Source organism: Streptomyces sp. NPDC002851 (genome assembly GCF_053591935.1).
In genome coordinates, this window is sequence record NZ_JBSFUT010000009.1 from 140,420 (window position 1) to 166,223 (window position 25,804).

Annotated in this window: 24 protein-coding genes and 1 pseudogene; 15 read left to right on the forward strand and 10 right to left on the reverse strand. The window is 70.5% G+C overall.

The genetic code is table 11. The features are described 5' to 3' along the window. Positions 1-308 precede the first annotated feature (308 nt). The 6 genes from ACWD10_RS12590 (at position 309) to ACWD10_RS12615 (ending at position 5,558) form a co-directional block, all read left to right on the forward strand. A complete protein-coding gene (locus tag ACWD10_RS12590) occupies positions 309-1,064 on the forward strand; it encodes a metallophosphoesterase family protein (RefSeq protein ID WP_451090061.1) in 756 nt (251 codons plus the stop codon). Between the two features lie 84 nt (positions 1,065-1,148). Continuing rightward, on the forward strand, positions 1,149-1,589 hold the full coding sequence (locus ACWD10_RS12595) for an SRPBCC family protein (RefSeq protein WP_451089894.1): 441 nt from the start codon (positions 1,149-1,151) through the stop codon (positions 1,587-1,589). 54 nt (positions 1,590-1,643) lie between these two features. Continuing rightward, positions 1,644-2,807, forward strand: a complete 1,164-nt coding sequence (locus tag ACWD10_RS12600) for an ArsA family ATPase (protein ID WP_451089896.1) — start codon at positions 1,644-1,646, stop codon at positions 2,805-2,807. Positions 2,808-3,002: 195 nt separating this feature from the next. After that, positions 3,003-3,551 (forward strand): DUF5304 domain-containing protein, encoded by a 549-nt coding sequence (locus ACWD10_RS12605; RefSeq protein ID WP_451089898.1) that lies wholly within the window; start codon positions 3,003-3,005, stop codon positions 3,549-3,551. Positions 3,552-3,619: 68 nt separating this feature from the next. Further along, positions 3,620-4,573 carry an ROK family glucokinase gene (locus ACWD10_RS12610; protein ID WP_451089900.1) on the forward strand — a complete coding sequence of 318 codons (954 nt, stop codon included), beginning with the start codon at positions 3,620-3,622 and terminating at the stop codon, positions 4,571-4,573. A 190-nt stretch (positions 4,574-4,763) separates the two neighbouring features. Beyond that, the gene (locus ACWD10_RS12615; protein WP_451089902.1) at positions 4,764-5,558 is read left to right on the forward strand and encodes an endonuclease/exonuclease/phosphatase family protein; all 795 of its coding nucleotides are present in this window, start codon (positions 4,764-4,766) and stop codon (positions 5,556-5,558) included. On the opposite strand, the gene ACWD10_RS12620 is transcribed toward ACWD10_RS12615, so the two are convergent. Both ACWD10_RS12620 and ACWD10_RS12625 read right to left on the reverse strand, forming a co-directional pair. Next, positions 5,533-7,749, reverse strand: coding sequence for a terpene synthase family protein (locus ACWD10_RS12620; RefSeq protein ID WP_451089904.1), 2,217 nt, complete (start codon positions 7,747-7,749; stop codon positions 5,533-5,535). The genes ACWD10_RS12615 and ACWD10_RS12620 overlap by 26 nt on opposite strands. 123 nt (positions 7,750-7,872) lie before the next feature. Further along, positions 7,873-8,073 (reverse strand): hypothetical protein, encoded by a 201-nt coding sequence (locus ACWD10_RS12625; RefSeq protein WP_451089906.1) that lies wholly within the window; start codon positions 8,071-8,073, stop codon positions 7,873-7,875. A 515-nt stretch (positions 8,074-8,588) separates the two neighbouring features. On the opposite strand from ACWD10_RS12625, the pseudogene ACWD10_RS12630 reads away from it, so the two are divergent. Further along, positions 8,589-9,530: pseudogene (locus tag ACWD10_RS12630) on the forward strand (RNA-guided endonuclease InsQ/TnpB family protein); the annotation flags it as partial. A gap of 53 nt (positions 9,531-9,583) precedes the next feature. On the opposite strand, the gene ACWD10_RS12635 reads toward ACWD10_RS12630, so the two are convergent. Together ACWD10_RS12635 and ACWD10_RS12640 are read right to left on the reverse strand one after the other, a co-directional pair. Continuing rightward, the gene (locus ACWD10_RS12635; protein WP_451090063.1) at positions 9,584-10,339 is read right to left on the reverse strand and encodes a hypothetical protein; all 756 of its coding nucleotides are present in this window, start codon (positions 10,337-10,339) and stop codon (positions 9,584-9,586) included. Between the two features lie 169 nt (positions 10,340-10,508). Beyond that, on the reverse strand, positions 10,509-11,327 hold the full coding sequence (locus ACWD10_RS12640; protein ID WP_451089908.1) for an alpha/beta hydrolase: 819 nt from the start codon (positions 11,325-11,327) through the stop codon (positions 10,509-10,511). Between the two features lie 171 nt (positions 11,328-11,498). On the opposite strand from ACWD10_RS12640, the gene ACWD10_RS12645 reads away from it, so the two are divergent. From ACWD10_RS12645 to ACWD10_RS12665, 5 genes are all read left to right on the forward strand, one after another. Further along, positions 11,499-12,284 (forward strand): lysophospholipid acyltransferase family protein, encoded by a 786-nt coding sequence (locus ACWD10_RS12645; protein WP_451090065.1) that lies wholly within the window; start codon positions 11,499-11,501, stop codon positions 12,282-12,284. Between the two features lie 97 nt (positions 12,285-12,381). After that, on the forward strand, positions 12,382-13,767 hold the full coding sequence (gene macS / locus ACWD10_RS12650) for a MacS family sensor histidine kinase (protein ID WP_451089910.1): 1,386 nt from the start codon (positions 12,382-12,384) through the stop codon (positions 13,765-13,767). A gap of 77 nt (positions 13,768-13,844) precedes the next feature. After that, positions 13,845-14,486, forward strand: coding sequence for a response regulator (locus ACWD10_RS12655; protein WP_451090067.1), 642 nt, complete (start codon positions 13,845-13,847; stop codon positions 14,484-14,486). Positions 14,487-14,654: 168 nt separating this feature from the next. Continuing rightward, positions 14,655-15,683: a 6-phosphofructokinase gene (locus ACWD10_RS12660; RefSeq protein WP_451089912.1), complete on the forward strand. Its 1,029-nt coding sequence runs from the start codon at positions 14,655-14,657 to the stop codon at positions 15,681-15,683. Between the two features lie 153 nt (positions 15,684-15,836). Further along, on the forward strand, positions 15,837-16,841 hold the full coding sequence (locus tag ACWD10_RS12665; protein ID WP_451089914.1) for a 2-hydroxyacid dehydrogenase: 1,005 nt from the start codon (positions 15,837-15,839) through the stop codon (positions 16,839-16,841). On the opposite strand, the gene ACWD10_RS12670 is transcribed toward ACWD10_RS12665, so the two are convergent. Both ACWD10_RS12670 and ACWD10_RS12675 read right to left on the reverse strand, forming a co-directional pair. Continuing rightward, complete coding sequence (locus tag ACWD10_RS12670) at positions 16,784-18,697, reverse strand: anthranilate synthase family protein (protein ID WP_451089916.1); 1,914 nt, start codon at positions 18,695-18,697, stop codon at positions 16,784-16,786. The two genes, ACWD10_RS12665 and ACWD10_RS12670, sit on opposite strands and share 58 nt — an antisense overlap. Positions 18,698-18,816: 119 nt before the next feature. Further along, on the reverse strand, positions 18,817-18,873 hold the full coding sequence (locus ACWD10_RS12675; protein WP_350749699.1) for a trp operon leader peptide: 57 nt from the start codon (positions 18,871-18,873) through the stop codon (positions 18,817-18,819). Positions 18,874-18,991: 118 nt separating this feature from the next. On the opposite strand from ACWD10_RS12675, the gene ACWD10_RS12680 reads away from it, so the two are divergent. After that, positions 18,992-20,344, forward strand: a complete 1,353-nt coding sequence (locus tag ACWD10_RS12680; RefSeq protein WP_451089918.1) for a class II 3-deoxy-7-phosphoheptulonate synthase — start codon at positions 18,992-18,994, stop codon at positions 20,342-20,344. Between the two features lie 173 nt (positions 20,345-20,517). Further along, a complete protein-coding gene (locus ACWD10_RS12685) occupies positions 20,518-20,769 on the forward strand; it encodes a (2Fe-2S)-binding protein (RefSeq protein ID WP_451089920.1) in 252 nt (83 codons plus the stop codon). Between the two features lie 65 nt (positions 20,770-20,834). Here the strand turns inward: ACWD10_RS12685 and bfr are convergent, their stop codons facing one another. After that, positions 20,835-21,308, reverse strand: a complete 474-nt coding sequence (gene bfr / locus ACWD10_RS12690) for a bacterioferritin (protein WP_451089922.1) — start codon at positions 21,306-21,308, stop codon at positions 20,835-20,837. Positions 21,309-21,464: 156 nt separating this feature from the next. Here bfr and ACWD10_RS12695 point away from each other — a divergent pair, with 156 nt between their 5' ends. Continuing rightward, entirely contained in the window at positions 21,465-22,088 is a 624-nt protein-coding gene (locus ACWD10_RS12695) for a sulfite oxidase-like oxidoreductase (RefSeq protein WP_451089924.1), read from the forward strand. Positions 22,089-22,121: 33 nt separating this feature from the next. On the opposite strand, the gene ACWD10_RS12700 is transcribed toward ACWD10_RS12695, so the two are convergent. The 3 genes from ACWD10_RS12700 to pknB form a co-directional block, all read right to left on the reverse strand. Continuing rightward, positions 22,122-22,655 carry a DUF4396 domain-containing protein gene (locus ACWD10_RS12700; protein ID WP_451089926.1) on the reverse strand — a complete coding sequence of 178 codons (534 nt, stop codon included), beginning with the start codon at positions 22,653-22,655 and terminating at the stop codon, positions 22,122-22,124. Between the two features lie 68 nt (positions 22,656-22,723). Then, positions 22,724-23,659, reverse strand: a complete 936-nt coding sequence (locus ACWD10_RS12705) for a deoxyribonuclease IV (protein WP_451089928.1) — start codon at positions 23,657-23,659, stop codon at positions 22,724-22,726. A gap of 97 nt (positions 23,660-23,756) precedes the next feature. Continuing rightward, positions 23,757-25,742, reverse strand: coding sequence for a Stk1 family PASTA domain-containing Ser/Thr kinase (gene pknB / locus ACWD10_RS12710; RefSeq protein WP_451089930.1), 1,986 nt, complete (start codon positions 25,740-25,742; stop codon positions 23,757-23,759). Between the last annotated feature and the right edge of the window lie 62 nt (positions 25,743-25,804).

Consider the following 25,804-nt stretch of genomic DNA (forward strand, 5'->3'; position numbering starts at 1 on the left):
GCTCAGCGATCGGGGGGAGATCACTTCGGTGGGGGCCAAAGCTCTGAGCACGACTGGACTGCCCGGACGTTACCCATCGGTACTGCTCTTTCGATAGGGGGTCCTGGCCAGATGTTTGCTGCGTCACACGTCACGGCGTTCCTTCGCGCACAGTAATCCACGGTTTGGGCGACTCGAAAGTAACCGCAGGTCCAGCGGCTCTACCGGCCTCGCGCCGCGGGTCCTAGGGTGGCTGGGTTGATCAGCGTTGATCAGTACGCCCGGTGGCGGGCGGGGAAACAGGAGCGGTAGCGGCTATGCGGGTCCATGTGGTGAGCGATGTGCACGGCAACGCACGGGACCTGGCGCGCGCCGGAGAAGGCGCCGACGCTGTCGTCTGCCTCGGCGACCTCGTGCTGTTCCTCGACTACGCCGACCACGCGCGCGGCATCTTCCCGGACCTCTTCGGCGCCGAGAACGCCACCCGGCTCGTCGAACTGCGCACCGCACGCCGCTTCGACGAGGCCCGCGAGCTGGGCCGCAAGCTCTGGGACGGCCTCGACACGGACCGCGATACGGCCATCGAATCGGCGGTACGCCGCCAGTACGCCGAGCTCTTCGCGGCCTTCCCCACCCCGACGTACGCCACCTACGGCAATGTCGACATCCCCCGCCTGTGGCGCGAATACGCGGGACCCGGCACCACCGTCCTCGACGGTGAGCGGGTCGAGATCGGCGGCCGGGTCTTCGGCTTCGTCGGCGGCGGCCTCACATCCCCGATGCGCACGCCGTACGAGATCAGCGACGAGGAGTACGCCGCCAAGGTCGAGGCCGTCGGCGAGGTCGACGTCCTGTGCACCCACATCCCCCCGGATGTCCCGGACCTCGTCTACGACACCGTGGCCCGCCGCTTCGAGCGCGGCAGCAGCGCCCTGCTTGACGCCATCCACCGCACCCGCCCCCGGTACGCCCTCTTCGGCCACGTCCACCAGCCGCTGGCGCCCCGGATGCGGATCGGCGCCACCGAGTGCGTGAACGTCGGACACTTCGCCGGAACCGGTAGGCCCTGGGTGCTTGAGTGGTGACCTGCGGCGGCGCGATAGCCTGCACGCGGCAGGAGCCGCGAAATTCGCAGCAAGTCGCAGCAAGTCGTAGGAGGAGCCACGGCGATGGCGGAACACACGAGCTCGACCATTGAGATCGAGGCGGCGCCGGCCGACGTCATGGACGTGATCGCCGACTTCGCGCGCTACCCGGACTGGACCGGCGAGGTCAAGGAGGCCGAGGTCCTCGCCACCGACGAGAAGGGCCGCGCCGAGCAGGTCCGCCTCGTCATGGACGCGGGCGCGATCAAGGACGACCAGACCCTCGCGTACACCTGGAACAGCGCCAACGAGGTCAGCTGGAAGCTGGTCAAGTCCCAGATGCTCCGCGACCTCGAAGGCTCCTACGCCCTCGCGCCCACGGACAAGGGCACGCAGGTCACGTACCGACTGACCGTCGACGTCAAGATCCCGATGCTCGGCATGATCAAGCGCAAGGCCGAGAAGGTCATCATCGATCGCGCGCTCGCGGGCCTGAAGAAGCGCGTGGAGTCGGGGACGGCCTGAGCCTGGGGGCTGTGCCCCCGGACGCCCATGGAGTGGTGAGTACCGTTGCACCCCATGCGCACCCTCCTGATCACCGGCCCCGGCGGTGCCGGCCGCACCACCCTCGCGGCCGCCACCGCCGTCACCGCCGCCCGCGCCGGGCAGCGGACCCTGCTCCTGACCGCCGCAGACGTCGGCGGCGCCGTCAGCGAGGGTGTGCCCGGCCTGACCGTCCGCCGCGTCGACGGCGCCGCCCACTTCCGGGACGAGCTGCTCGCCCTGCAGGAACGTGCCGCCACCGCCCTCGACCTCTTCGGCGCCCACCGCCTGGAGGCCGAAGAGCTCACCGAGCTGCCGGGCGCCGAGCAGCTCGCCCTGCTCAGGGCCGTACGCGAGGCCGCCGCGCAGGGCCCCGATGCCACCGAACTGCTCGTCGTCGACCTACCGGCAAGCACCTCCGCCCTCGCCCTGCTCGCCCTGCCCGAACAGCTCCGCCGCTATCTGCGCCGCCTCCTTCCGCCCGAGCGCCGCGCCGCCCGGGCCCTGCGCCCGGTCCTGGCCCAGCTCGCCGGGGTGCCCATGCCCGCCCGGTGGCTGTTCGAGTCCGCGGGCCGCTGGGACGAGCACCTCGCCGCCGTCGACGCCGTGCTCCGGGCCGAGCACACCGCCGTACGCCTGGTCGCCGAGCCCGGCCCCGCCGGAGCCGACGCCCTCCGCACCACCGCCCTGGGGCTCGCCCTGCACCGCCTGCCCATCGAGGCCCTGGCGGCGAACCGGGTCCTTCCCCAGGACTCACCGGACCCCTGGCTCGCGGGGCTCGCCGCCCAGCAGCAGAAGACCCTCGCCGAGTGGCGCGACCGGGCCTACGCCCCACTGCACGAGGTCGCCCACCTCGGCCGGGACCCGCGCGGCCCCGAGGACCTGGCCGCCCTCGGCGCGCCCGCCCCGGACCCGGCGGCACCGGCCGCGCGCCCGGACTGGCCGGTCGAGGACCGGCTCGCCGACGACGGGGGCAGCCGGGTCTTCGTATGGCACATTCCGCTGCCCGGCGCCGTACGCGAGGAGCTCGACCTGCTCCGCCGCGGCGACGAACTCGTGGTCACCGCGGGCCCGTTCCGCCGCATCGTGCCCCTGCCGTCCGCGCTGCGCCGCTGCACCGTGGCGGGCGCGGGGCTGCGCGAGGGAGCGCTGCGGGTACGGTTCGTGCCCGACCCGGAGCTGTGGCCCCGGACCCGGTGAACCGCGTAACACCGTTCGGGTAACGTCGACGGTAGGCAGCCACGTACTGCCAGGACGTACGCACACGTACTGCCAGGACGTACACAGCCAAAACGTACGAACGACGTTCGCAGCCAAAAGCCTACGAACAGCGAAAACGTACGAGCCGTATACGCCCATACCGCCATACCGCCGGACCGTCCGCAGGAGCCCGTCATGAGCGACACCGAGCGCCCCGTGCCCGACCCCGCCGAGACGACCGGCCCCACCGGAGCGGGCGGCGCGGCGCAGAGCGACGCCGACGCCTGGGCGGAGGCCTGCGCCGAGGACCTGGCCGCCGAACAGGCCCGCCGCCGGGCCCAGTACGGCACCCCGACCGGCTCCGCCGCCGAGGAGCTGCGCAAGCTCGTCGACGCGGTCGCCGACAAGCTCGCCGGTATCCAGGTGCCGATGCCCGGCGGTGCAGCCCAGAGTGCCGTCGTCGGAGACCTGGTCAACCAGGCCGTCAACCAGGCGAAGGCCGCCGTCGAGCCGGTGATCGAGCGCAACCCGGAGGTCTTCGACCACCTGGCCGCCGCGGGCTCCGAGCTGCTCGCCGCCTACCGCTCCGCCGTCTCCGGCGCCGAGCGCCGCTGGACCAGGGAAGACGACAAGGCCCGGCACAGGCCCTGGGACACGGGCCGGGACGGTGACCCGGACTCGCCACCGGACCCTCCGCGCAAGCCCGAGGGCCACGGCGGCACCGAGCACATCGATCTCGACTAGAGAGGGCGTGATGCCCGCCTCGGGTACGGTTGCCCCTGGCGGGGTTCGAACCGAAAACTGAGGGACACATGGGACTCACCATCGGCGTCGACATCGGCGGCACGAAGATCGCGGCCGGAGTGGTCGACGAGGACGGGCACATCCTCTCGACCCACAAGGTGCCGACTCCCAGCACATCGGCAGAGATCGTGGACGCGATCGCCGCGGCCGTCGAGGGCGCCCGCACCGGGCGCGAGATCGTCGGCGTGGGCATCGGCGCCGCCGGATACGTCAACCGGCAGCGCTCCACCGTCTACTTCGCGCCCAATATCGACTGGCGCCAGGAACCGCTCAAGGACGAGGTCGAAAAGCGCGTCAACCTGCCCGTGGTGGTCGAGAACGACGCCAACGCGGCCGCCTGGGGCGAGTACAAGTTCGGCGGCGGCAAGGGCCACCGCAACGTCATCTGCATCACGCTCGGCACCGGCCTCGGCGGCGGCATCATCATCGGCAACAAGCTGCGCCGCGGCCACTTCGGCGTCGCCGCCGAGTTCGGGCACATCCGGATGGTCCCGGACGGCCTGCTCTGCGGCTGCGGCAGCCAGGGCTGCTGGGAGCAGTACGCCTCGGGCAGCGCCCTCGTCCGGTACGCCCGGCAGCGCGCCAACGCGACGCCGGAGATCGCCGAGATCCTGCTCAGCTACGGCGACGGCACCCCGGCCGGTATCGAGGGCAAGCACATCTCGCTCGCCGCCCGCCAGGGCGACCCGGTCGCCGTCGACTCCTACCGCGAGCTGGCCCGCTGGGCCGGTGCGGGCCTCGCCGACCTGGCCTCGCTGTTCGACCCGTCCGCGTTCATCATCGGCGGCGGCCTCTCGGACGAGGGCGAGCTGGTCCTCGACCCGATCCGCAAGTCGTACAAGCGCTGGCTCGTCGGCAGCAACTGGCGCCCGGTGGCCGAGGTCGTCGCCGCGCAGTTGGGCAACAAGGCGGGGCTGGTGGGTGCTGCCGACCTGGCTCGGCAGCCGGACCCGATCATGTGACGGAGGGATCGCTCAACGATCCTCCGATCCCCGGATCCTCCGATCCCCGGATCCTCTGGTTTCCGGATCCTCTGGTTTCCGGATCCTCCGGTCCCTTGTCACGGCCGACGCCCGTCGCCTCCCTTCCCGGGAGACGGCGGGCGTTTCCGTACCGTGATCGGCCCGTCCGTTTCCCGTACCGTGATCGTCCATGAGCCAGCCTGTCGAGCCCGCCGCTCTGCCCGACCTGCCCAACTCCCGTACGGAACCCGACGGTTCGGCCGTCGTCCGGGTGCTCAGTTACAACATCCGCTCGATGCGCGACGACACCGCCGCGCTCGCCAGGGTGATCACCGCCTGCGCCCCCGACCTGGTCCTCATCCAGGAGGCACCGCGGTTCTTCCGCTGGCGCAAGAAGCTCGCCCGGCTCGCCGCCGCCTCCGGGCTCGTGATCCTCTCCGGCGGCGCCACCGCCGCGGGCCCGGCGCTGCTCTGCTCGCTGCGCGCCACTGTGGAGCGGACCGCGGACGTACTGCTTCCGCTCACCCCGGGCCTGCACCGGCGCGGCTTCGCCACCGCGGTCGTACGGTTCGGGGGCGCCCGACTCGGCGTCCTCAGCTGCCACTTGAGCCTCCAGACGGACGAGCGGTACGAGCAGGGCGGCATGCTCCTCGAACGGCTCGCCGAGCTCGGTACCGAGCACGCCATCGCGGGCGGCGACCTCAACGACCGGCCCGACGGCCGCACCTTCCGCCGCCTCGCCGCCGCGCTCACGGACTGCTGGGCGGCCAAGCCCTGGGGCGGCGAGTACACCTCCGTCCCCGGCCACCCGCACCAGCGGATCGACGCCATCCTCACCACCCCCGGCATCGAGGTCCTCGGCTGCGGCGTACCGGCCGGACTGCCGGGGGTGAGCGACGCGGACCTGCGGGCGGCCACGGACCACCTGCCGGTCCTGGCCGCCCTGCGGGTCCCGCCGGCTACCGCGTCGCGACCAGCTCGCTGATCCGCGCCGCCGACGTACCCAACCCCGTCGGGGCGCCGAGCCGCCACGGAGCGCCGCCGGTGCCGTGCTTGAGGTCCTCATCGCGGTACCGGCGGCACCCGCGGTGCCAGTTCAGAATCCCGGCCATCCAGTCCTGGAGCTCCACGACGTACTCGTCGAGCACCGCCCGGGTCTCCGCGCCGAGGCCCATGTCCTCGTAGAGCACCGGCAGTTCATGGTGTACGACGTGCTCGAACTGGCGGAGCCGGGAGTTCATCAGGTCGTGCACGATGCCCACGGCCGTCGGATAGTCGACGTCGAAGAAGTTCTGCACCACCAGGACGCCGTTGTGCACCTCGCCCTCGTACTCGATCTCCTTCTGGTACGAGAACAGGTCGTTGAGCAGCATCGCGTAGTCCACGGCCGAGTTCTCCAGGGACCGGACCGGGCCGCTGCGGTAGACCTCCTCGGGCACCTTGTCGCCCTGCCGGATCCGGCACAGCCGCAGCGTCATGTCCGCGCCGAAGGTGAACCGGCGCATCTCCAGGTAGTCCACCGGGTCCGGGATGCGGTGCTGCGCCTGGTTGGCGAGCTCCCACAGCCAGCTGGCCGTCATGTCCTCGACCGTCTTCCGGAAGACCGCGCGGTTGTACTCCGACATCGGCCCGGCCGTGCGCTGCCACAGGTCCGCCAGGCCCCGCTCAAGCGCGCTGGTCGGCTCGGGCACGGTCCCCCCGTCGAGCGGCATGAAGAGGGAGAGCCGCTCGGTGGCGAGCTTCGCCCCGGCCAGGTCGCGGCTGCGGCCGTACAGCGCCGGGTACAGATCGTCGCCGTACGTCCCCCAGGTCAGCCACTGCGAGGAGAGGTCCAGCTCGTCCGGGGTCGCGTCCGGGTCGAGCCCCGCCGAGCAGAGCGGGAAGTCGTAGCCGCGCAGCCGCTCCGCGTCCCAGATGTCGGAGAGCGGCTGCCCCGGCTGGGGCTCCAGCATGCCCATGCGGCGGCCCCACTCGACGCTCCGAGTCCGGGCCCCCTCCAGATGCGGGCTCAGGCTCAGCCGGTACGGAAAGTCCAACTCCGGTACCAGGGACGGCCCGACGTGCTGGAACGGCCGGTGGCTGTGGCTGCGCAGGCGGGCGGTCTCGGCCCGCCGCGTGAACCGCATGCCGGTGCCGGGGATGGTCAGGCCGCCGGGCTCCTGGCCCGCCGCCCGCTCGTTCATATAGCGGCTGGAGCGCATGTGCCACTCCTGGCCGCCGGACTGCCAGTCCTGAAGTCCCTTCGCGTACGCCGCCACCGCGGCCGTCTCCGCGGGGTCGAGGCCGTGCTCGGCGCAGAGCGCGGGCACCTCGGTCACGGCGGTGTTCTCGAACTGCTGAAGGCGTGAGGTCAGCAGGTCGTTGACGGCGTCCGCGGCCTCCTGCGTCGTACAGCCGAGGAACTTCTCCATCACCAGGACGCCATTGCTGTTCTCGCCCTCGTCCTCCACCTCGCGCTGGTACGAGAACAGGTCGTTCCGCAGATGTACGGCGTCCGCGAACGCGTCGCGCAGCACAAGCAGCGGCCTGGACTCGGCCACCGACTCCGGGAGTTCGGCGTTCGCCGCGTACTCGACGATCCCCGCGGACCAAGGAGCGCCGCCGACCTTGCGGCGCATCTCGATGTACTCGACGGGGTTGGCGATCCGCCCCTCGTTGATGTTGGAGAGCTCCCACATGGACTCGTTCAGAAGGTTCTCGGTGGCCTCCGAGAACCGGGCCCGCCACCCTTCGGACATGCTCGGCACGGTGCGGGCCCAGAGGTCGGCGAGGCCCGCCTCCACCGGGTTGGTCGGCTCGGGGAAGCCGTCGGCCAGGTCCATCGGCATAAAGGCCGGAAGCCGGTCCAGATACGCCTTGGCCGCCTCGCGGTCCCCGGTGCGCTTGAACAACTCCACGAAGTGGTCGTCGAAGAAGAAGACCCACACGTACCAGTCGGTGACCAGCGACAGCGCGTCGGCGTCGCAGTCGGGGTGGGTGTACGAGCAGAGCAGCGCGTAGTCGTGGGCGTCGAGGTCGCGCTCCTCCCACACCCCGGACCCCTCCAGCATCCCCATCCGCCGCGCCCACTCCTTGGTGTGCGAACGGGCCGCCTCGACTTGGGGGTTGAGGCGGGCGGGATACGGAACGTAGAAATCCGGAAGCGTGAAGGGCTGGCGCTGTCCTCGGAGTGCCATGCGTTGCAGACCTTTCGCAGTACGGGAGAGCGGTCGGGGCAGGCCTACCCATGGGCCGGATGGGGCATCCGGCGTGGCGATTAGTCGTACAAATGGCGTGTGTTTCTGCTCAGTTGGGTCCGGTCAGGCGCGGTGGAAGGTCCAGGCCTGGTTGTCCTGGGTGAAGTCCTTGTTCTTGAAGAACTTCAGGCCGGACGGCTCGTCGGAGTCGACGTAGGAGGGGTCCATGTCCCCGCACGAGGAGTTGGAGCGGGACTTGTCCACCTTGGCGGTGTCGAGGTTGAGTCGGCTGCCGCCGTCCTGCACGGAGATCAGTCTGGCCAACGTTCATGCACGTCTCGCTCGCCACGCCGGTGGCGCCGTAGAACGTGACGGCCTGCTGGCCGGTGGTGGCCCGCTGGACGGTGATCTTCGTCGGGCCACCGTAGGGCGAATCGTTCTCCCAGCTGCCGAGGAAGTACGAGGGAACGCTGTTGGCCGGGGCCTGGCCACCGCCGCTACCGCCGCCGCTACCGCCGCCGCTACCGCCGCCGGAGTCGCCTCCCGAGGTCTGACCGGCCTCGGAGCCGTCGGCGGGCCGGTCGTCCGCCTCGCCGCCGTCTGAGCCGTCATGGGCACCGCCCGCTGTGGCGTCGCTCTTGTCGCCGCCCGTGCCCTTGTCCTCATCCTTGGGCTTGTCGCTCTCCTTGGGCTTGTCCTTCTCGGGGTCCTTGGACTTCGAAGGGGACGGAGAGGAGGGGGAGTTGCTGGAGCCGGGGGAGGGGGAGGGGAGCCCTGCGTGCCGGGGGCGCCCCGGGTGTCTGGGCCAACTGTCAGTCCTGCCCGGTAGGTTGATGTGCATGACGACGGCAGCGACGCTGGAGGATGCTGGGCACGCCCGGTGGACCTTCCGTCTGCGTGTGTCGTCTACCGCCCGCACTGCTCTGATGGGCGAGTGGGACCGGTGCCGGTGGGTGTGGAACGAATGCGTCGCGAAGTCGAAGCAGACCCACCAGTGGAACAAGACCCGTCCCGAGGGTGCCCAGAAGCGGACGTGTGGCCCGGCTCAGCTCGACAAGATGCTGACTGAGGCCCGCAAGCACACGGCATGGTTGCGTGAGGGCTCCAGTGTTCCGCAGCAGCAGTTGATACGCGACTTCGCCAAGTCCAACGCCAAGGCCCAGAAGGACATCCGCGAACGCCTGCCGATGCGGCAGCGCGCCGGGATGCCGAAGTGGAAGAAGAAGCGCGAGGCGCTGCCGACCCTCAACTACACCCGGCGTGGGTTCCGCCTCAAAGACGGCCGCCTGCATCTTGCCGGGGGCATCGTGCTGACGGTGGTGTGGTCGCGGGACCTCCCGGCCGAACCGTCCAGCGTCCGTGTCTATCAGGACAGCATTGGCCATTGGTACGCGAGTTTCGTGGTGCCTGCCGCAGTCGAACCGCTGCCGGATACCGGCCGTGTGATCGGCATTGACTGGGGCATCAAGGAGACCGCGACCACCACATCCGATGAACACGACCTTCCGCACGCCCAGCACGGGAAGACCGCCGCGCAGAAGCTCGCCCGCTACCAGCGGATGATGGGCCGCCGGAAGCCCAAAAAGGGACAGGCCGGAACAAAGGGCTACCGCAAAGCGAAGCGGCAGACGGCGAAGCTGCACAAGAAGGTGGCCCGGCAGCGGCAGGACACCGGCCGCAAGTGGGCCAAGAAGGTCGTGCGCGACCATGATGCCCTCGCGGTGGAGGACTTCCGTTCGAAGTTCCTCGCCAGGACCACCATGGCCCGCAAGGCCGCCGAATGTTGCTGTGACGTTCCCGCCGCGTGAACCCGCGATGGATCCGCGGGGCCGGTTCAGACGACCGCGCCGCGCCCCGGATCGTCGTCGTCCTCGTCGTCGGTCCGCATGCGTGCGACCAGCGTGGCGAAGCCACCGAGGAAGCCGCCGACGCCGAGCGTGGTCAGCCACCAGGTCATGTCCCAGCCGAGCAGCACGGCGAGGAGCAGCAGCACCGGGCCGCCGATGACCGCGAGCCAGGCGAACTTGGCCGTGACATCGGCCTCCGGCAGCGGCGGCGGCTCCGGCGGCACGAAGTGGCCCTCGTCCTCCTCCTCGGGCGTGTAGTCCCGCGGCCCGGGCCCGACACCGGGCGCGAACACGAACGAGCCGCCGACGGGGCGCTTTCCGGACTCGGAACCCGTACCTGTGGCCGAGCCGGAAGCCGTACCTGCATCCGTTCCCGAGCCCGAACCCGAGCCCGAGCCCGAGGAGCCCGTACCCGAAGCCGTATCCGAGCCCGAAGCTCCGGACTCGGCGCCGGTGCCCGTGTCGTTCCCGGAGGGGCCGTCATCGGGCCCCTTGCGGAGCCGTTTACCGGCGCCCTTGTCGTGCCCCTCGCCGGAACCGGTGTCCGGGTCCGGGTCCGGCAGGTCCTTGACGTCGGGCAGGTCGGCCAGATCGGCGAGGTCCTCGACCGACCGGAACGGCCGGGCCCCCGGCGGATCCGGCGGCTCCTCGCCGTACCCGGCGACAATGGCCGCCCACGCCGCGTCCTCGTCGAACGGCTCGCCGCCACCGGCGTCCGCCGCAGCTCCACCGGAGTCCGCCACGCCCCCACCGGCGTCCGCCGCCGCGGTACCGCCCCCGCCGTGCTCCGAGCGCCCCGCGACCTCGGAGCTCTCCGCGTTCTCAGCCTGCTCCGCGGGTTCCGCGGGCTCCTCGCCCTGTCTCTGGCCGCGCTCCTCTGGGCTTCCGTCCGGGTCGCGGCCCGCGTCGCGCTCAGCCACCGGTGGACGTCCCCTCTTTCCGGTCCTCGTGGTCTTCTCGGGATGCGCTCATGCCGTCATCGGCACCGGGGGCGAGGCGGCTCACGAAGGCGTGGCTCTCCTCGAAGATCCGGTCCGCGTCATGGTCCAACGTCGCCACGTGGTAGCTCTGTTCAAGCAGGATCTCGGTGACGTCCCTGGACGAGACCCGGCCCAGGATGCGCGCCGAGTCGGCGGGCGGCACCACGTGGTCCTGCGGGCTGTGCAGGAGCACCATCGGCTGGGTCACCTGCGGGAGTTCGGCGTCGACGAGGCGGAAGAACTGCCGCAGCGAGTGCGCCGAGTGCAGCGGCACCCGGTCGTATCCGAGCTCCTCGGCGCCCTCCTTGGCGATGTCGTTGGTGAGCCCCTTGGTCGTACGGATGAAGTGCCGGGCCACCGGCAGGGCGTACTGGGAGAGGCCGTGCACCTTGTTGGCCGGGTTCACCAGGACGAGGCCGGAGACCGCCTCGCCGTGCTTGGCGGCGAGCCGCAGCGACAGGGCGCCGCCCATGGAGAGGCCGAAGACGAACACCCGGTCACAGCGCTCCCGGAGGGCGTACAGCTCCCGCTCCACCTCCGCGTACCAGTCCTGCCAGCCGGTGATCGCCATGTCCTGCCAGCGGGTGCCGTGGCCGGGCAGCAGCGGCAGCGACACCGTGAGGCCGCGCTCGGCCAGGTACTCCGCCCAGGGGCGCAGCGACTGCGGCGATCCGGTGAAGCCGTGACAAAGCAGGACGCCGACCTCGCCGCCCTCGTGGCGGTACGGCTCGGCTCCGGGGAGGACCGGCACCTTCGGTCTCCTTCATGAGGCTCGGACGAGAGAGATGCGTTTACCGTACGCGACCGGACTGACACCGACCAGGGCCGTTCGTCCGCCGCGGGGAGCCTGGGGCGTCCGCCGCGGGGAGCCCGGGCCATGGACGGGATAGGGTCGGTGCGACAGAACAGAAAGGCACACGCGTTGATCTACGGCGTCATGAAGCTCACCATCGGCGGGGGTCTGAAGACCGTGTTCAGGCCCTGGGTCGAGGGTCTGGAGAACATTCCCGCCGAGGGGCCGGCGATTCTCGCGAGCAACCATCTGTCGTTCTCCGACTCGTTCTTCCTGCCCGCCGTCCTGGACCGCAAGGTCACCTTTATCGCGAAGGCCGAGTACTTCACGACCCCCGGTGTGAAGGGCAAGCTGACGGCCGCCTTCTTCAAGGGAGTCGGCCAGCTCCCGGTGGACCGCTCCGGCGGGCGCGGCGCCGGTGAGGCCGCTATTAAGAGCGGCATGGACGTTCTGGAGCGCGGCGAGCTTTTCGGTATCTACCCGGAGGGGACACGGTCCCCGGACGGTCGCCTCTATAGGGGCAAGCCCGGCGGCCTCGCGCGCGTGGCCCTGGCCACCGGCGCCCCGGTGATCCCGGTCGCGATGATCGACACGGAGAAGATCCAGCCGCCCGGCAAGGTCGTGCCCAAGCTGATGCGCCCGGGCATCCGGATCGGCAAGCCGCTGGACTTCAGCCGCTACCAGGGCATGGAGGGCGACCGCTTCATCCTGCGCTCGGTGACCGACGAGGTCATGTACGAGATCATGAAGCTCTCGGACCAGGAGTACGTCGACATGTACGCGACGGCCGCGAAGCGGCAGATCGCGGAGGCGGCCAAGAAGCAGGCGGAACTGGAGAAGAAAGCGGCGAAGGGGAAAACGAGCCCGTCAGGGGGTGCCTCCCGCTCGAGCGAAGCCGAGAGTGGGAGAGATTGAGGACGAGCCCGTAGGGCGATCGGTAGCCGCCGGGCCGCAGGGCTGAAGCTGCCGATGGCACGGATCGTGATCCGTAAGGTCCGCAAGGGGTGGGGACATGGCCAAGCGTGAACGCGTCATACGGATGTCGGTGGAGCAGCCGCTCTGGCGCGCCGTCGCCGCGTACCGCGTCCTGACGATGCTGTACGCGGTCGGCCTGTTCGTCTACGAGCGCGACGGCTACCAGCGCCCCTGGATCGCCGTCGCCTTTCTGGCGCTCCTCGCCGTGTGGACCCTGGCCACGCTGCCCCGGATCGCCAATGCCACCGCCTGCACCAAGCGGTTCCTCACCGCTGACCTGACCATCGCGCTCGTCGGCATCCTGCTCACCCCGGTCGCCGGGCCGCTCCGCGTGGACGGGCCCACGCTGCCGTCCATCTGGACCGCCGGGTCCGTGCTCGCGTACGCCCTCAAGGGCGGCTGGCGCTGGGCCGCCATGGCCTCCTCGCTGGTCGCCGCCGCCAACATCGTCCAGCGCGGCACTCCCAGCCGGGACACCTTGCACAACGTGCTGCTCGTCTGGGTCGCGTCCATAGCCATCGGATACGTCGTGGAGGTGGCCCGCGCCTCGGAACGCACCCTCGCCCGGGCCCTGGAGATCGACGCGGCCACTCGGGAGCGGGAGCGGCTCGCCCGGGACATCCACGACAGCGTGCTTCAGGTCCTCGCGATGGTGCAGCGACGCGGCACCGCACTCGGCGGCGAGGCCGCGGAGCTGGGCCGCCTGGCGGGCGAACAGGAGGTCGCCCTGCGCACCCTCGTGGCGGGCGGCCTGACCCCGGCGTCCCATGCCTCCGAGGACGCGGCAGAGGGCGCCGTCGTACGAGAAGTAGACGAACCGGACGATCCGGATCCACAGAACGAGCCGCATGAGCCGTACAAGTCGGGTGACCCGGATCAGCCGAACAAGCCAGACAAGCCGGGCAAGGCCCATCAACCAGGCGCAACAGGCGAGTTGACCGCCCCGGGCCGGCGCCATCCGGGCAAGCGCCACACCGCCACCACCGTCCCCACCACCCCCTGCGACCTCCGCACCCTCCTCGCCTCCCGGGCGAGCGCCCGCGTGAGCCTCGCGGAGCCGGGGGCTCCGGTGCTGCTCCCGGCCGCCGAGGCGAGGGAGTTGGCCGCCGCTGTCAGTGCCGCCCTGGACAATGTCAGTCGACATGCGGGTCCGGACGCACGGGCCTGGATCCTGGTGGAGGACTGGCCGGACGAGGTGATCGTGACGGTGCGGGACGACGGCCCGGGCATCCCCGAGGGGAGGCTCGCCCAGGCCGAGGGGGAGGGCCGCCTCGGCGTGGCCCAGTCGATCCGCGGCCGGCTGCGCGACCTCGGCGGCACCGCGGAGCTCGTCTCGGTCCCCGGCCAGGGCACGGAAGTAGAGCTGAAAGTCCCACGGGGGACGACGGGGAAGCCCGGGAAGGCGGGGAAGGCGAGGCGATGAGCGAGCGGCAGAGCGGAAGCGAGCAGCGGAGCACACCGGAGGCGGCGTCCGGCGCCGGGCAGCGGCCCCTGAAGGTGATGGTGGTCGACGACCACCCGATGTGGCGGGACGCGGTCGCCCGCGACCTGGCCGAGGCGGGCCTGGAGGTGGTGGCCACCGCGGGCGACGGCGAGCAGGCGGTCCGCCGGGCCCGCGCGGCCGCCCCGGACGTCCTGGTCCTCGACCTCAACCTGCCGGCCAAGCCGGGCGTTCAAGTCTGCAAGGAGCTGGTCGGCGCCGACCCGAAGCTGCGCGTCCTGGTCCTCTCGGCCAGCGGCGAGCACGCCGACGTACTGGAGGCGGTCAAGTCCGGCGCCACCGGATACCTGCTGAAATCGGCCTCCACAGAAGAACTGCTCGACGCGGTCCGCCGCACCGCGGTGGGCGATCCCGTGTTCACGCCGGGCCTCGCCGGACTCGTACTCGGCGAGTACCGCCGCCTGGCCTCCGAACCGGTCCCCGCCGAGCCGGACGAGCCGAAGGCCCCACAGCTCACCGACCGCGAGACCGAGGTGCTCCGCCTGGTCGCCAAGGGCCTGAGCTACAAGCAGATAGCCGAGCGCCTGGTGATCTCGCACCGCACGGTCCAGAACCACGTGCAGAACACCCTGGGCAAGCTGCAGTTGCACAACCGCGTGGAGCTGGTCCGGTACGCGATAGAGCGCGGCATCGACAGCTGACAGGGCCGCTGTTCCTCGCGTCTTCGTCGGCCTGGCCCTCGTACGAGTGAACACGCGTGATCAACACCCGGACTTTTCACCGGAATTGGGCTCTCCCGCCATCCCTGAGTGACCTGGATCACCATTAGCGTGACTCGCGTCAGGTCACTGAGGCGAAGGGACATTTCCATGCGGGTCGGAGTACTGACCGGAGGCGGCGACTGCCCCGGGCTCAACGCCGTCATCCGGGGCATCGTCCGCAAGGGCGTGCAGGAGTACGGCTACCACTTCACCGGCTTCCGGGACGGCTGGCGCGGTGCGGTCGAGGGCGAGACGGTGCCCCTGGACATCCCGGCGGTACGCGGGATCCTGCCGCGCGGCGGCACCATCCTCGGCTCGTCGCGCACCAACCCGTTCAAGACGGAGCACGGCGTCCGGCGGATCCGGGAGCACCTCGGCAAGTACGAGGTGGACGCGCTGATCGCGATCGGCGGCGAGGACACCCTGGGCGTCGCCACGCGGCTGCACGAAGAGCACGGCATCCCCTGCGTGGGCGTGCCCAAGACCATCGACAACGACCTGTCCGCCACCGACTACACCTTCGGCTTCGACACCGCCGTGGGCGTCGCCACCGAGGCCATCGACCGCCTCCACACCACCGCCGAGTCCCATATGCGCGTCCTGGTCGTCGAGGTGATGGGGCGGCACGCGGGCTGGATCGCCCTGCACTCCGGCCTCGCGGGCGGCGCGAACGTCATCCTCATCCCCGAGCAGCGCTTCGACCTGGAGCAGGTGTGCGCCTGGGTCACCTCACGTTTCCGGGCCTCGTACGCCCCGATCGTGGTCGTCGCCGAAGGCGCCATGCCCAAGGACGGGGACATGGTGCTCAAGGACGGTTCCCTGGACTCCTTCGGGCACGTGCGGCTCTCCGGCGTAGGCGAGTGGCTGGCCAAGGAGATCGAGCAGCGCACCGGCAAGGAGGCCCGCACCACGGTGCTCGGCCACATCCAGCGCGGCGGCACCCCCAGCGCCTTCGACCGCTGGCTCGCCACCCGCTTCGGGCTGCACGCCATCGACGCGGTACGCGACGCCGACTTCGGCAAGATGGTCGCGCTGCGGGGCACCGACATCGTGCGGGTACCCATGTCCGAGGCCACGGCCAAGCTCAAGACGGTCGACCCGAGGCTGTACGAGGAGGTCGGCGTGTTCTTCGGCTGAGGCCGGACGTCTTCCTCGGCTGAGTCCGTACGTCTGCGAACTCGGTACCCGGGGCGTCCCCGACGGGGGCGCCCCCGACCGGCGCGGCCCCGCCCCCGGCCGTATATTCGCCCTAGCCGGACAAACCCCCCAAAGCCCCGCACGGGAGAGCTCGTGGAAATCCTGGCATTCGGCGTGCAGGCCGACGAGAAGCCGCTGCTCGAGAGGGCCTTCGCGGGACATCACGACGTCCGCTGCCTGGATGTCTTCCTCACCGAGGACACCGCGCTCATCGCCTCCGGCTACGAGGTCATCTCCACCAGCGTCAACGCCAACCTCAACAACCGGGTGCTGCAGACCCTCGCCGCCGGCGGCACGCAGATGATCGCCCAGCGCTCCACCGGCTTCAACAACATCGACCTTCAGGTGGCCGAGCGCCTCGGCCTGACCGTCGCCCGGGTCTCGTACTACTCGCCGTACTCGGTCGCCGAGTTCGCCTGGACCCTGGCCATGGCGGTCAACCGCCGCATCGTCCGCGCCTCCAACCGCACCCGCGACTTCGACTTCCGGCTCGACGGCCTGATGGGCCGCGACCTGCGCGGCCGCACCGTCGGCGTGCTCGGCACCGGCAAGATCGGCGAGGCCTTCACCCGGATCGCGCACGGCTTCGGCATGAACCTGCTCGGCTGGGACGTGCGGCAGAACCCCGCGTGCGTGGAACTCGGCATGAAGTACGTCGACAAAGAAGAGCTGCTGCGCACCGCGGACGTGATCAGCCTGCACGTCCCGCTGCTCCCGGAGACCCAGCACATCATCGACGCCGCGGCCCTGAAGATGATGAAGGACGACGCGATCCTGGTGAACTCCAGCCGCGGCGGCCTCGTCGACGCGGACGCCCTGGTCGACGAGTTGCGCGCGGGCCGGTTCAGCGGCGTCGGCCTCGATGTCTACGAGGCCGAGGCCGGGCTCTTCTTCCTCGACAAGTCGATCCAGGGCGTCCAGGACGACACCCTGGCCCGCCTCGTCACCTTCCCGAACGTGGTGGTCACCTCGCACCAGGCGTACTACACCGTGGACGCCGTCGGCACGATCATCGACACCACCCTGCGGAACGTCCTCGACTACACCGAGGGCCGCCGCAGCGAGAACGTCCTCGTCCCGGTCCCCAGCGAGACCTGAGCGAGCAACTCCCCGACGATCCGGGTGCCGTGCAGCGTCAGCACCGACTCCGGATGGAACTGCACCCCCGCGAAGCCAGGCCCGCGCAGCCCGTGCACCTCGCCGCTCTCCGCGTCCCGCGCGACCTCCACCGAGTGCGCGGCCAGCTCGGCCGCGGCCTCCCCGTCGCAGTGCGCCACGAAGCTGTTGTAGAAGCCGACCACCTCCGGCCGCCCGAACAGCTCGATCCGGGTCTGCGCCCCCTGGTACGGCACCCGCTTGCGGACGATCTCCAACCCCAGCTCGGCGGCGAGCAGTTCATGCCCCAGACAGACCCCGAGCAGGCCGCCCCGATGCTCCCGTACGAGCCGCGCCGCGAGCCCCCGCAGCAACCGCATCTTCGGGTCGGCCATGTCCGACGGGTCGCCGGGCCCGGGCCCGAGCACCACCGGACCGTCGTGCGCGAGCGCGGCCGCCTCCAGACCCACCGCGCCCCCTTCGTCGTATCGCCGCACCGTCACCTCAAGCCCCGACGAACGCAGCACATGCGCCAGCATCGCCGTGAACGTGTCCTCGCCGTCCACGACCAGGGCGTGCCCGACCGGTACCGGCGGCTGCTCCTGCATCCGCAGCCAGAACGGCGCGAGCGAGGCCCGCCGCCCGTCCAACGCCTCCCGCACCCGCGGATCGTCCGCGAGCCGCGCCCCCGCCGCCTCGCGCCGCGGCCGCCCCGGCCGCACCCCGAGCGCGGCGAGCACCCCGGCCGCCTTCGCGTGCGTCTCGGCCACCTCGCTGTGCGGATCCGAGTCGCGTACGAGGGTCGCGCCGACCGCCACCGTCAGGCGCCCGGTCCGGTCGATGTCCGCGGTACGGATCAGGATGGGGGAGTCGAGCGTCTGGGCGCCGTTCGCATCCCGGCCGACCAGGGCGAGCGCCCCCGCGTAGTAGCCGCGGCCCCCGGGCTCGTACCGCTCGATGACCCGGCAGGCGTTCTGCACCGGAGACCCGGTCACGGTCGCCGCGAACATCGTCTCGCGCAGCACCTCCCGCACATCCAGGGACGACCGGCCGCGCAACTCGTACTCGGTGTGCGCGAGATGGGCCATCTCCTTGAGCCGCGGCCCGACCACGACCCCGCCCATGTCGCCGACCGTGCACATCATCTTCAGCTCCTCGTCGACCACCATGGAGAGCTCCGCGGTCTCCTTGGCGTCACCGAGGAAGTCAAGCAGCCCCTCGGCGGTGGGCGCCTGGTCGGCGGGGTAGCGGTAGGTCCCGCTGATCGGGTTCATGACGACGGTGCCGCCGGTCATGCGTACGTGCACCTCCGGGCTGGCACCGACCAGCGTCCGGTCCCCGGTGTGCACCACGAACGTCCAGTACGCGCCCCGCTCCCCGGCGAGCAGCCGCCGGAACAGGGCCAGCGCGTCGGCCCGCGAGAACCCCTCGATCGCGCCCTGGAAGTTCCGCCGGATCACGAAGTTGGCGCCCTCGCCGCGCCCGATCTCGTCGCGCACGACCCGCTCGACGATGCCCGCGTACTCCTCGTCCGCCACGTCGAAGGCCCCGCCCTCGACGCGTACGTCATGCGCGGGCAGCTGCGCGAGCGCTTCGTCGAGCGGCAGCCGGTGCGCCTCTTCGGCGGTCAGGACGGCGAGTGGCGCGCCGTCGTCGCGTACGTCGAAGCCGCGCTCCCTGATCTGCCGGAACGGCACCAGGGCAAGGACCGGAAGCTCCCCGTCCGGAATCTCGGCGAGCCGCTCGAGCTCCCGCACGGGCCCGGTCAGCACCTCGACCGTGTCGTGATCATGGCCCGGGGTGCGACGGCGGAGCAGGGCGAAGGGAGTGTCGGAGTCGAGCAGCCGGCGGATCGGCATCGGTGGTTCCTTCCTGGCGGGGGCCCGGGGACGGGCCTTGCGGGAGGAGGGAACGGCCGGCGCGGAAAACACTGAAGGCCGCCCCTCGGGCGGCCTTCGCGTTCGGTGGGTACGCGCAATCAGTGGGCCGCCGGGAGAGCGGTCCACCACCAGTTCTGGATCTGCTGCGCGAACATGCCAGGCACCCTAACGCATCCTCGGGCCGCATCAAGCGGCAGAAGGCCCTGTCCGCGGGGCGTCTCACGTAGTGGGCCACGACCGTGGCACACGTGAGGACCCCGTAAAGTTGACGAGGTGACCGTGAACGCTAAGACCACCACCAATGGTGGCAACACCTGGCGAGATCTGCCCGCGGCGCAGCAGCCCGAGTACCCCGATGCCGAGGCTCTGCGCGATGTGATCGCGGACCTCGAGTCGTATCCGCCACTCGTCTTCGCCGGCGAGTGCGACCAGCTGCGCGCCCGCCTTGCGTCCGTCGCCAAGGGAGAGGCGTTCCTGCTTCAGGGCGGCGACTGCGCCGAGGCCTTCGACGCCGTGTCGGCCGACCACATCCGTAACAAGCTGAAGACCCTGCTCCAGATGGGCGCCGTGCTCACGTACGCCGCCTCCGTGCCCGTCGTGAAGGTCGGCCGGATCGCGGGCCAGTACTCCAAGCCGCGCTCCAAGCCCACCGAGACCCGCGACGGCGTCACCCTGCCGACGTACCGCGGCGACTCCGTGAACGGCTTCGACTTCACCGAAGCGGCCCGTGTCCCGGACCCCGAGCGCCTGAAGCGGATGTACCACGCCTCCGCCTCGACGCTGAACCTGGTGCGCGCCTTCACCACCGGTGGGTACGCGGATCTGCGTCAGGTGCACGCCTGGAACCAGGACTTCGTGAAGTCGTCCCCGTCCGGCCAGCGCTACGAGCAGCTGGCCCGCGAGATCGACAACGCCCTGAACTTCATGCACGCCTGCGGCGCGGACCCGGAGGAGTTCAAGACCGTCGAGTTCTACGCCTCGCACGAGGCGCTGCTGCTCGACTACGAGTCGGCCCTGACCCGGACCGATTCGCGCACCGGCCGTCTGTACGACACCTCCGGCCACATGGTCTGGATCGGTGAGCGCACCCGCCAGCTGGACCACGCGCACGTCGAGTTCGCCGCGCAGATCCGCAACCCGATCGGCATCAAGCTGGGCCCGACGACCACCCCGGAGGAGGCGCTTCAGTACATCGAGCGCCTCGACCCGGACCGCGAGCCGGGCCGGCTCACCTTCATCGTGCGGATGGGCGCGGACAAGATCCGCGACAAGCTGCCCGAGCTGGTCGAGAAGGTCACCGCCTCCGGCGCCCAGGTCGCCTGGATCACCGACCCGATGCACGGCAACACGTACGAGGCGGCCTCCGGCCACAAGACCCGCCGCTTCGACGACGTGCTCGACGAGGTCAAGGGCTTCTTCGAGGTGCACAAGGCGCTCGGCACCCACCCGGGCGGCATCCACGTCGAGCTCACCGGTGACGACGTCACCGAGTGCGTGGGCGGCGGCGACGAGATCTTCGTCGATGATCTGCACCAGCGCTACGAGACGGCCTGCGACCCGCGCCTGAACCGCAGCCAGTCTCTTGACCTGGCCTTCCTGGTCGCCGAGATGTACCGGGACCAGTAAGTCTGTCCCTTTTCACGCAACGGCGTGGGGTGCGGATCACACTCGATCCGCACCCCACGCCGCTTTTGTAGCCGAACCCTGGCGGGTAAGGTTAGGTTAGCCTCACCGATCAATCGGGGCGGCGCCATCAATCGATCTCGACGATCCGATCCCGATCGTGAATCACCGGGGAGGTGAACCGCGTGTACGTCTGCAACTGCTTCGGTGTCACCGAGGACCAGGTCAAGAAGCACGCGGCGGACGGCGCCTGCACTCCCCGCCAGATAGCTTCCGCCTGCAAAGCGGGCACCGACTGCGGTTCCTGCGTACGCCGGATCCAGGCACTCCTCGGCCGAGACGCGTGCCCCCGCCGAGAACTGCTCGACCAGGGCAAGCCCGCCCTCACACCGACGGCCGAACTCGCCGGTCTCGACGAGGCGGCCTAGCCCTTGGGCCGTGGCCCTCAGGCTTCAGCTCTCAGGCCTTGGCTCTCAGGCTGCGGCCCTCGGGCCTATGGCTGCTCGACCAGCTGGGCGATGTACAGCGGCTCGCCGAGCTTCTCGACCAGCTCCAGCTGGGTGTCCAGATAGTCGATGTGGTGCTCCTCGTCCGCCAGGATCGACTCGAAGATATTCGCCGAGGTGATGTCGCCCTTGGTGCGCATGACCTCGATCCCGCGCTTGAGCCGGTCGATGGCCTCCACCTCGATCTGCCGGTCGGCCTGGAACATCTCGGTGACGGTCTGGCCCACCCGTACATGGAACAGGCGTTGGTAGTTGGGGAAGCCCTCGAGGAAAAGGATCCGGTCGGTCAGCACCTCGGCGTGCTTCATCTCGTCGAACGACTCGGACCGGGTGTACTTCGCCAGCTTCGGCCAGCCGAAATTCTCCTGCATCTTCGCGTGCAGGAAGTACTGGTTGATGGCCGTCAGCTCGGCGGTCAGCTGCTCATTCAGAAACTCGATGACCTCGGGGTCGCCTTGCATTGCGGCGGCTCCTTCCAAGTGCGGGACTGGGGCAGGTCCGCGCATCTTGGCACCGCGTTCTGAAGGGCGTCCAGTAAGTTCACGCTTAGTCGGAGTTGCCCCTAATCGGTGCGGCCCTGGTCACATCCACCTGTCGCGGGCTGTCATCATGGAGGCATGGGTCAGCCGGAAAGCCGCGAAATGGAGCAGTCGGAGCTTCCTCCGGGACAGCGGCTACAGCGGGGCTGGCCGATCACTCACTACGGCCCGGTGCCCAAATTCCGCCCGGAGCGCTGGGAGTTCAGGGTCTTCGGCGCGACCGCCGACGGCGAGAAGCACTGCTGGAACCACGAGGAGTTCTCGGCCCTGCCGTACGAGACCGTGGTGGCCGATCTCCACTGCGTCACGAAGTTCTCGATGCTCGGCGCCGAGTGGGGCGGGGTCCCGGCACGGACGATCCTCGAGCTCGCACCGCCCGCGCCCGATGTCACCCATGTGATGGTGTGGGCCGAGTACGGCTTCAGCTCGAATCTCCGGCTCTCCGACTTCGGTGCCGAGAAGACCATCTTCGCCACGCACCGCGACGGCGAGCTGCTCACCGCGGAACACGGCTTTCCGCTGCGGCTCGTGGTGCCGCATCTGTACGCCTGGAAGGGCCCGAAGTGGGTCCGCGGCGTCGAGTACATGACCGCCGACCGCCGCGGCTTCTGGGAGGAGCGCGGCTACCACAACATCGGCGACCCCTGGCGCGAGCAGCGCTACTCCTACCAGGAGGAACCGGGCGACGGCCCGGAGCTGTAGCAGCCTCCGGGCCGTGGGGACCTGCTGTGCGGGTCAGTGGTGGTACTGGTGCACCACCGCGTGGCCCTTGCCGCGGCCGATCATCCACTTGTTGACCGGGGTGGTCACCACGAAGGCGACGGCGAAGGCGAAGGTGAGCGCGCCCCAGAACAGCGCGTCGGCCAGATGTGCCTCCATGGCTCCCGGTACGAGCAGCAGCACGCCGTTGTCGACGATCTCCATGACCGCGATGGAGAGGGTGTCCGCGGCGAGCGCCACGCCGATCGCCGCCTTCAGGCCGACACCGGCCCGGACGACCGCCCACAGGGTGAGCGAGTAGCCGAAGAAGAACGCCAGGACGATGGCGAGCACCATCGTGGGCGCGGTGGCCCACCCGAAGGCGGTGCCGATGACCATGCCGAGCACCTCGCCGATGGCGCACCCGATGAGGCAGTGCAGGGTGGCCTTCGCCGCCATGGACCAGCTGACCTTGCCCGTGCTGTGGTTGTGGTGGTCGTGCTGCTCGGGCTGCTTGTGCTGCTCGTGCTGCTCGTGGTGCTCATGCGCGGTGTGGGTGCCGTGGTCCATGAGTAACCCCAAAGTCGAGTAGCGGTCCCTGTCACTGACAAGAACCGTATACCCCCCAGGGGTATTCCTCAAGCGGCGGTGAGTTTCTGACCGACCTGGTCGACGTGGCCGTCCTGGTCGCCCTGGCCGTCCCTCAGCGCCTTGAGCCGGGAGACGTCCGCGGCGTGCCCCTCCGGGCCGCCCGGCGTCTCGATGATCAGCGGTACCCCCTGGGTCTCGGCATGTTCGAAGAGCTCGCGGAACGGCTCCGCGCCGATGTGACCGGCGCCGATGTTGGCGTGCCGGTCCTTGTGGGCGCCCACCACGTCCTTCGAGTCATTGGCGTGGATCAGCTTCAGACGCCCCGTACCGACGGTGTCCGTGAGCAGATCGAGGGTCTGCGTCATGCCGCCAGGACCCGCCAGGTCGTGCCCGGCCGCGAAGACATGGCAGGTGTCGAGGCAGATACCGAGCTTCGGGTGCGCGTCCAGGGCCTCGAAGTACGGGCCGAAGTCCCAGGTGCGGGAGCACAGCGAGGAACCCTGGCCCGCGGTCCCTTCCAGCAGCAGATCCGGGTCGTCGTCGTGCGTCAGCTCGTCGAGCAGCGGCAGCATGCGCTCGCGCACCTGGCGCAGGGCGACCGAACGCTCCCGGCCGCCGGTCGCCGAGCCGGTGTGCACCACCACGCCGAGCGCGCCGATCTCGCGGCCGCGGCGCAACGAGTGGCGCAGGGACGCCGCGGACTGCTCGACGGTCGCCTCGGTGTGCGAGCCGAAGTTGATCAGATACGGGGCGTGGATGTACGCGGGGAGTCCCTCGGCCGCGCAGGCCGCCCGGAACGCCTCGTCCTGCTCGGGATTGCCGACCGGCGTCGCCCAGCCACGCGGGTTGGCGACGAAGACCTGAACCGTCTCGGCGCCCATCTCACGGGCGTACCGGAGACCCTTGGTGGCGAGGCCCCCGGCCACCGGGACATGACCGCCGATGGGGTTGCGGCTTCTGCTGCTGACGTTCTCGCTGCTCACGCCGCCAAGGTTGTCATGGGGCGGGGGACCGGTCGGCAGGGGGCATATATCAGCCCGTCCGGCGACGGATCCGTGGTGCGGAAGAAGCGCCCGGGGCTCAGCGCACGCGAATCGTGATCTCGCTGCCCCTGGGTGCCTCTTCCCCGCCGTTCACGGACTGGTCCCAGACCTTGTCGCCGAAGAACCAGCTCTGCACCTTCACCGTGAAGCCCTTGGCCACGAGCTTCTGCCGCGCCTGGGCCTCGCGCAGGCCCACGACATCGGGGACCTCGACCATGTCCGGGCCCTTGGAGACGGTGAGCGTGACCTTGTCGCCCGTCGCGAGCTGGGCGCCCTCGCCGGGGGACTGGCGGGCGACGCTGCCCTTGTCCTCCTCGGAGAAGATCCGCTCGGGCGCGATCTCCACCTTCAGACCCGCCTCCTGAAGCTCGGTGCGGGCGTCGTCGACCGAGTCGCCGACCACGCTCGGCACGTCGACCGGGCTGCCCTTGCTGACCGTCAGAGCGACGGCCGTACCGGGCTTGCGCTTGCTGCCGACCGCCGGATCCGTGCTGATCACCGAGTTCTTCGGGACCTCGTCGCTGAACTGCCGGGTGACCATGCCCGGTTCGAGGCCACGGTCCTTCAGCTTCTTCCGCGCCGTGGCCAGCTGCTCGTTCCGCACCTCGGGGACCGTGACGATGCGCGGGCCGAGCGAGATCGTCAGGGTCACCTTGCCGTTGTCCCGGATGCGCTCGCCCATCTCCGGGTCGCTGGACATCACGGTGCCGCGCTTGTCGTTGTCGCTGTAGGCGCGCTTCACCTCGCGTACGTCGAGCCCGGCGTCGGAGAGCGTCTTGCGGGCCTCCGACTCGGTCTTGCTGAGCAGCGGCGGTACGCGGGTGAACTGGCCGGAGTTGATGTACCAGACGCCCGCCCCGACACCGAGCACGAGCAGCAGCGCGGCGACGACGGCGAGCACCGACCGGCGCGGGCCCCGGCGCGCCCCGTGGCCCGATCGCCCGCCCGGCGTCCCCGGTGGATCGGACGGCGCGGGCAGCGGCATCTCCAGACGGCTGGTGTGGTGCACTCCTTCGTCGCGGACGCCGCGGACGCCGTGCTGGCCACGGTCGCCGTCCGCCTGGGGCGGGAGCGGGTAGGGCACGGCGCCGGTCGCGCGCGGGATCACGCTCGTGCGGTCCTCGGCGTTGCTGTGCTCCGCGGCGCGCGCCCCCGGCGGCACCGCGTCCAACTGCTCGTCGGTCAGGGCGGCCCGGGCCTCGCGTGCCTGGCTGAGCAGCGCCACGGCGTCGTACGGGCGGACCTCGGGCGTACGGGCGGTCGCGGACGCGGTCAGTTCGTCCAGGCCGACGGGCAGGCCCGGCACGGCGGCGGACGGCGGCGGCACGTCCTCGTGCAGGTGCCGGTAGAGGATCTGGGCGGGGGTGTCCCCGGAGTGCGGCTTGGCGCCGGTCAGCATCTCGTAGAGGACGACGCCGCACGCGTACACGTCGACCCGGGGGTCGGCGGTGCCGTGCTCGACCTGCTCGGGGGCGAGGTAGGCGACGGTGCCGAGGACGGCACCCGTGGTGTTCGTGACCGTGTCCACCGAGCGGACCAGGCCGAAGTCGGCGACCTTGACCCGGCCGTCGTCCCCTATCAGGACGTTCTCCGGCTTCATGTCGCGGTGCACGAACCCGGCGCGGTGGGCGGCGCCGAGTGCGGCGAGGACCGGCTCCAGGATGTCCAGGGCGGCCCTGGGTTGCAGCGCGCCGCGCTCCCGCAGGACGTCGCGCAGGGTGCAGCCCGCGATGTACTCCATCGCGAGATAGACGTACGAGCCGTCCGTGCCCTGGTCGTAGACCCCCACCACATTCGGGTGCGAGAGCCGCGCGATCGACTTGGCCTCACGGATGAAGCGCTCCACGAAGGATGCGTCGGCGGCCAGGCTCGGGTGCATCACCTTGAGCGCGAGCACGCGGTCGAGGCGGGTGTCCACGGCCCGGTAGACCGTGGCCATCCCGCCGGCGGCAACGCGCGCATCGATGCGATAGCGGCCGTCGAGCACCTGCCCGACCAGGGGGTCCTGAAGGGTCGTGTCCACGCGGAGAGTCTACGAGCGGACACGGACAGCCCGGACCGTCCGGGGGGTACCGGGGGCGTACT

Coding starts and splice junctions, on each gene's coding strand:
- bfr (WP_451089922.1), bottom strand. CDS start 21,308: ATGCAAGGCGACCCCGAGGTCATCGAGTTTCTGAATGAGCAGCTGACC.
- ACWD10_RS12700 (WP_451089926.1), bottom strand. CDS start 22,655: ATGGACCACGGCACCCACACCGCGCATGAGCACCACGAGCAGCACGAG.
- ACWD10_RS12695 (WP_451089924.1), top strand. CDS start 21,465: ATGGGTCAGCCGGAAAGCCGCGAAATGGAGCAGTCGGAGCTTCCTCCG.
- macS (WP_451089910.1), top strand. CDS start 12,382: ATGGCCAAGCGTGAACGCGTCATACGGATGTCGGTGGAGCAGCCGCTC.
- ACWD10_RS12610 (WP_451089900.1), top strand. CDS start 3,620: ATGGGACTCACCATCGGCGTCGACATCGGCGGCACGAAGATCGCGGCC.
- ACWD10_RS12615 (WP_451089902.1), top strand. CDS start 4,764: ATGAGCCAGCCTGTCGAGCCCGCCGCTCTGCCCGACCTGCCCAACTCC.
- ACWD10_RS12600 (WP_451089896.1), top strand. CDS start 1,644: ATGCGCACCCTCCTGATCACCGGCCCCGGCGGTGCCGGCCGCACCACC.
- ACWD10_RS12655 (WP_451090067.1), top strand. CDS start 13,845: ATGGTGGTCGACGACCACCCGATGTGGCGGGACGCGGTCGCCCGCGAC.
- ACWD10_RS12670 (WP_451089916.1), bottom strand. CDS start 18,697: ATGCCGATCCGCCGGCTGCTCGACTCCGACACTCCCTTCGCCCTGCTC.
- ACWD10_RS12595 (WP_451089894.1), top strand. CDS start 1,149: ATGGCGGAACACACGAGCTCGACCATTGAGATCGAGGCGGCGCCGGCC.
- ACWD10_RS12660 (WP_451089912.1), top strand. CDS start 14,655: ATGCGGGTCGGAGTACTGACCGGAGGCGGCGACTGCCCCGGGCTCAAC.
- ACWD10_RS12620 (WP_451089904.1), bottom strand. CDS start 7,749: ATGGCACTCCGAGGACAGCGCCAGCCCTTCACGCTTCCGGATTTCTAC.
- ACWD10_RS12605 (WP_451089898.1), top strand. CDS start 3,003: ATGAGCGACACCGAGCGCCCCGTGCCCGACCCCGCCGAGACGACCGGC.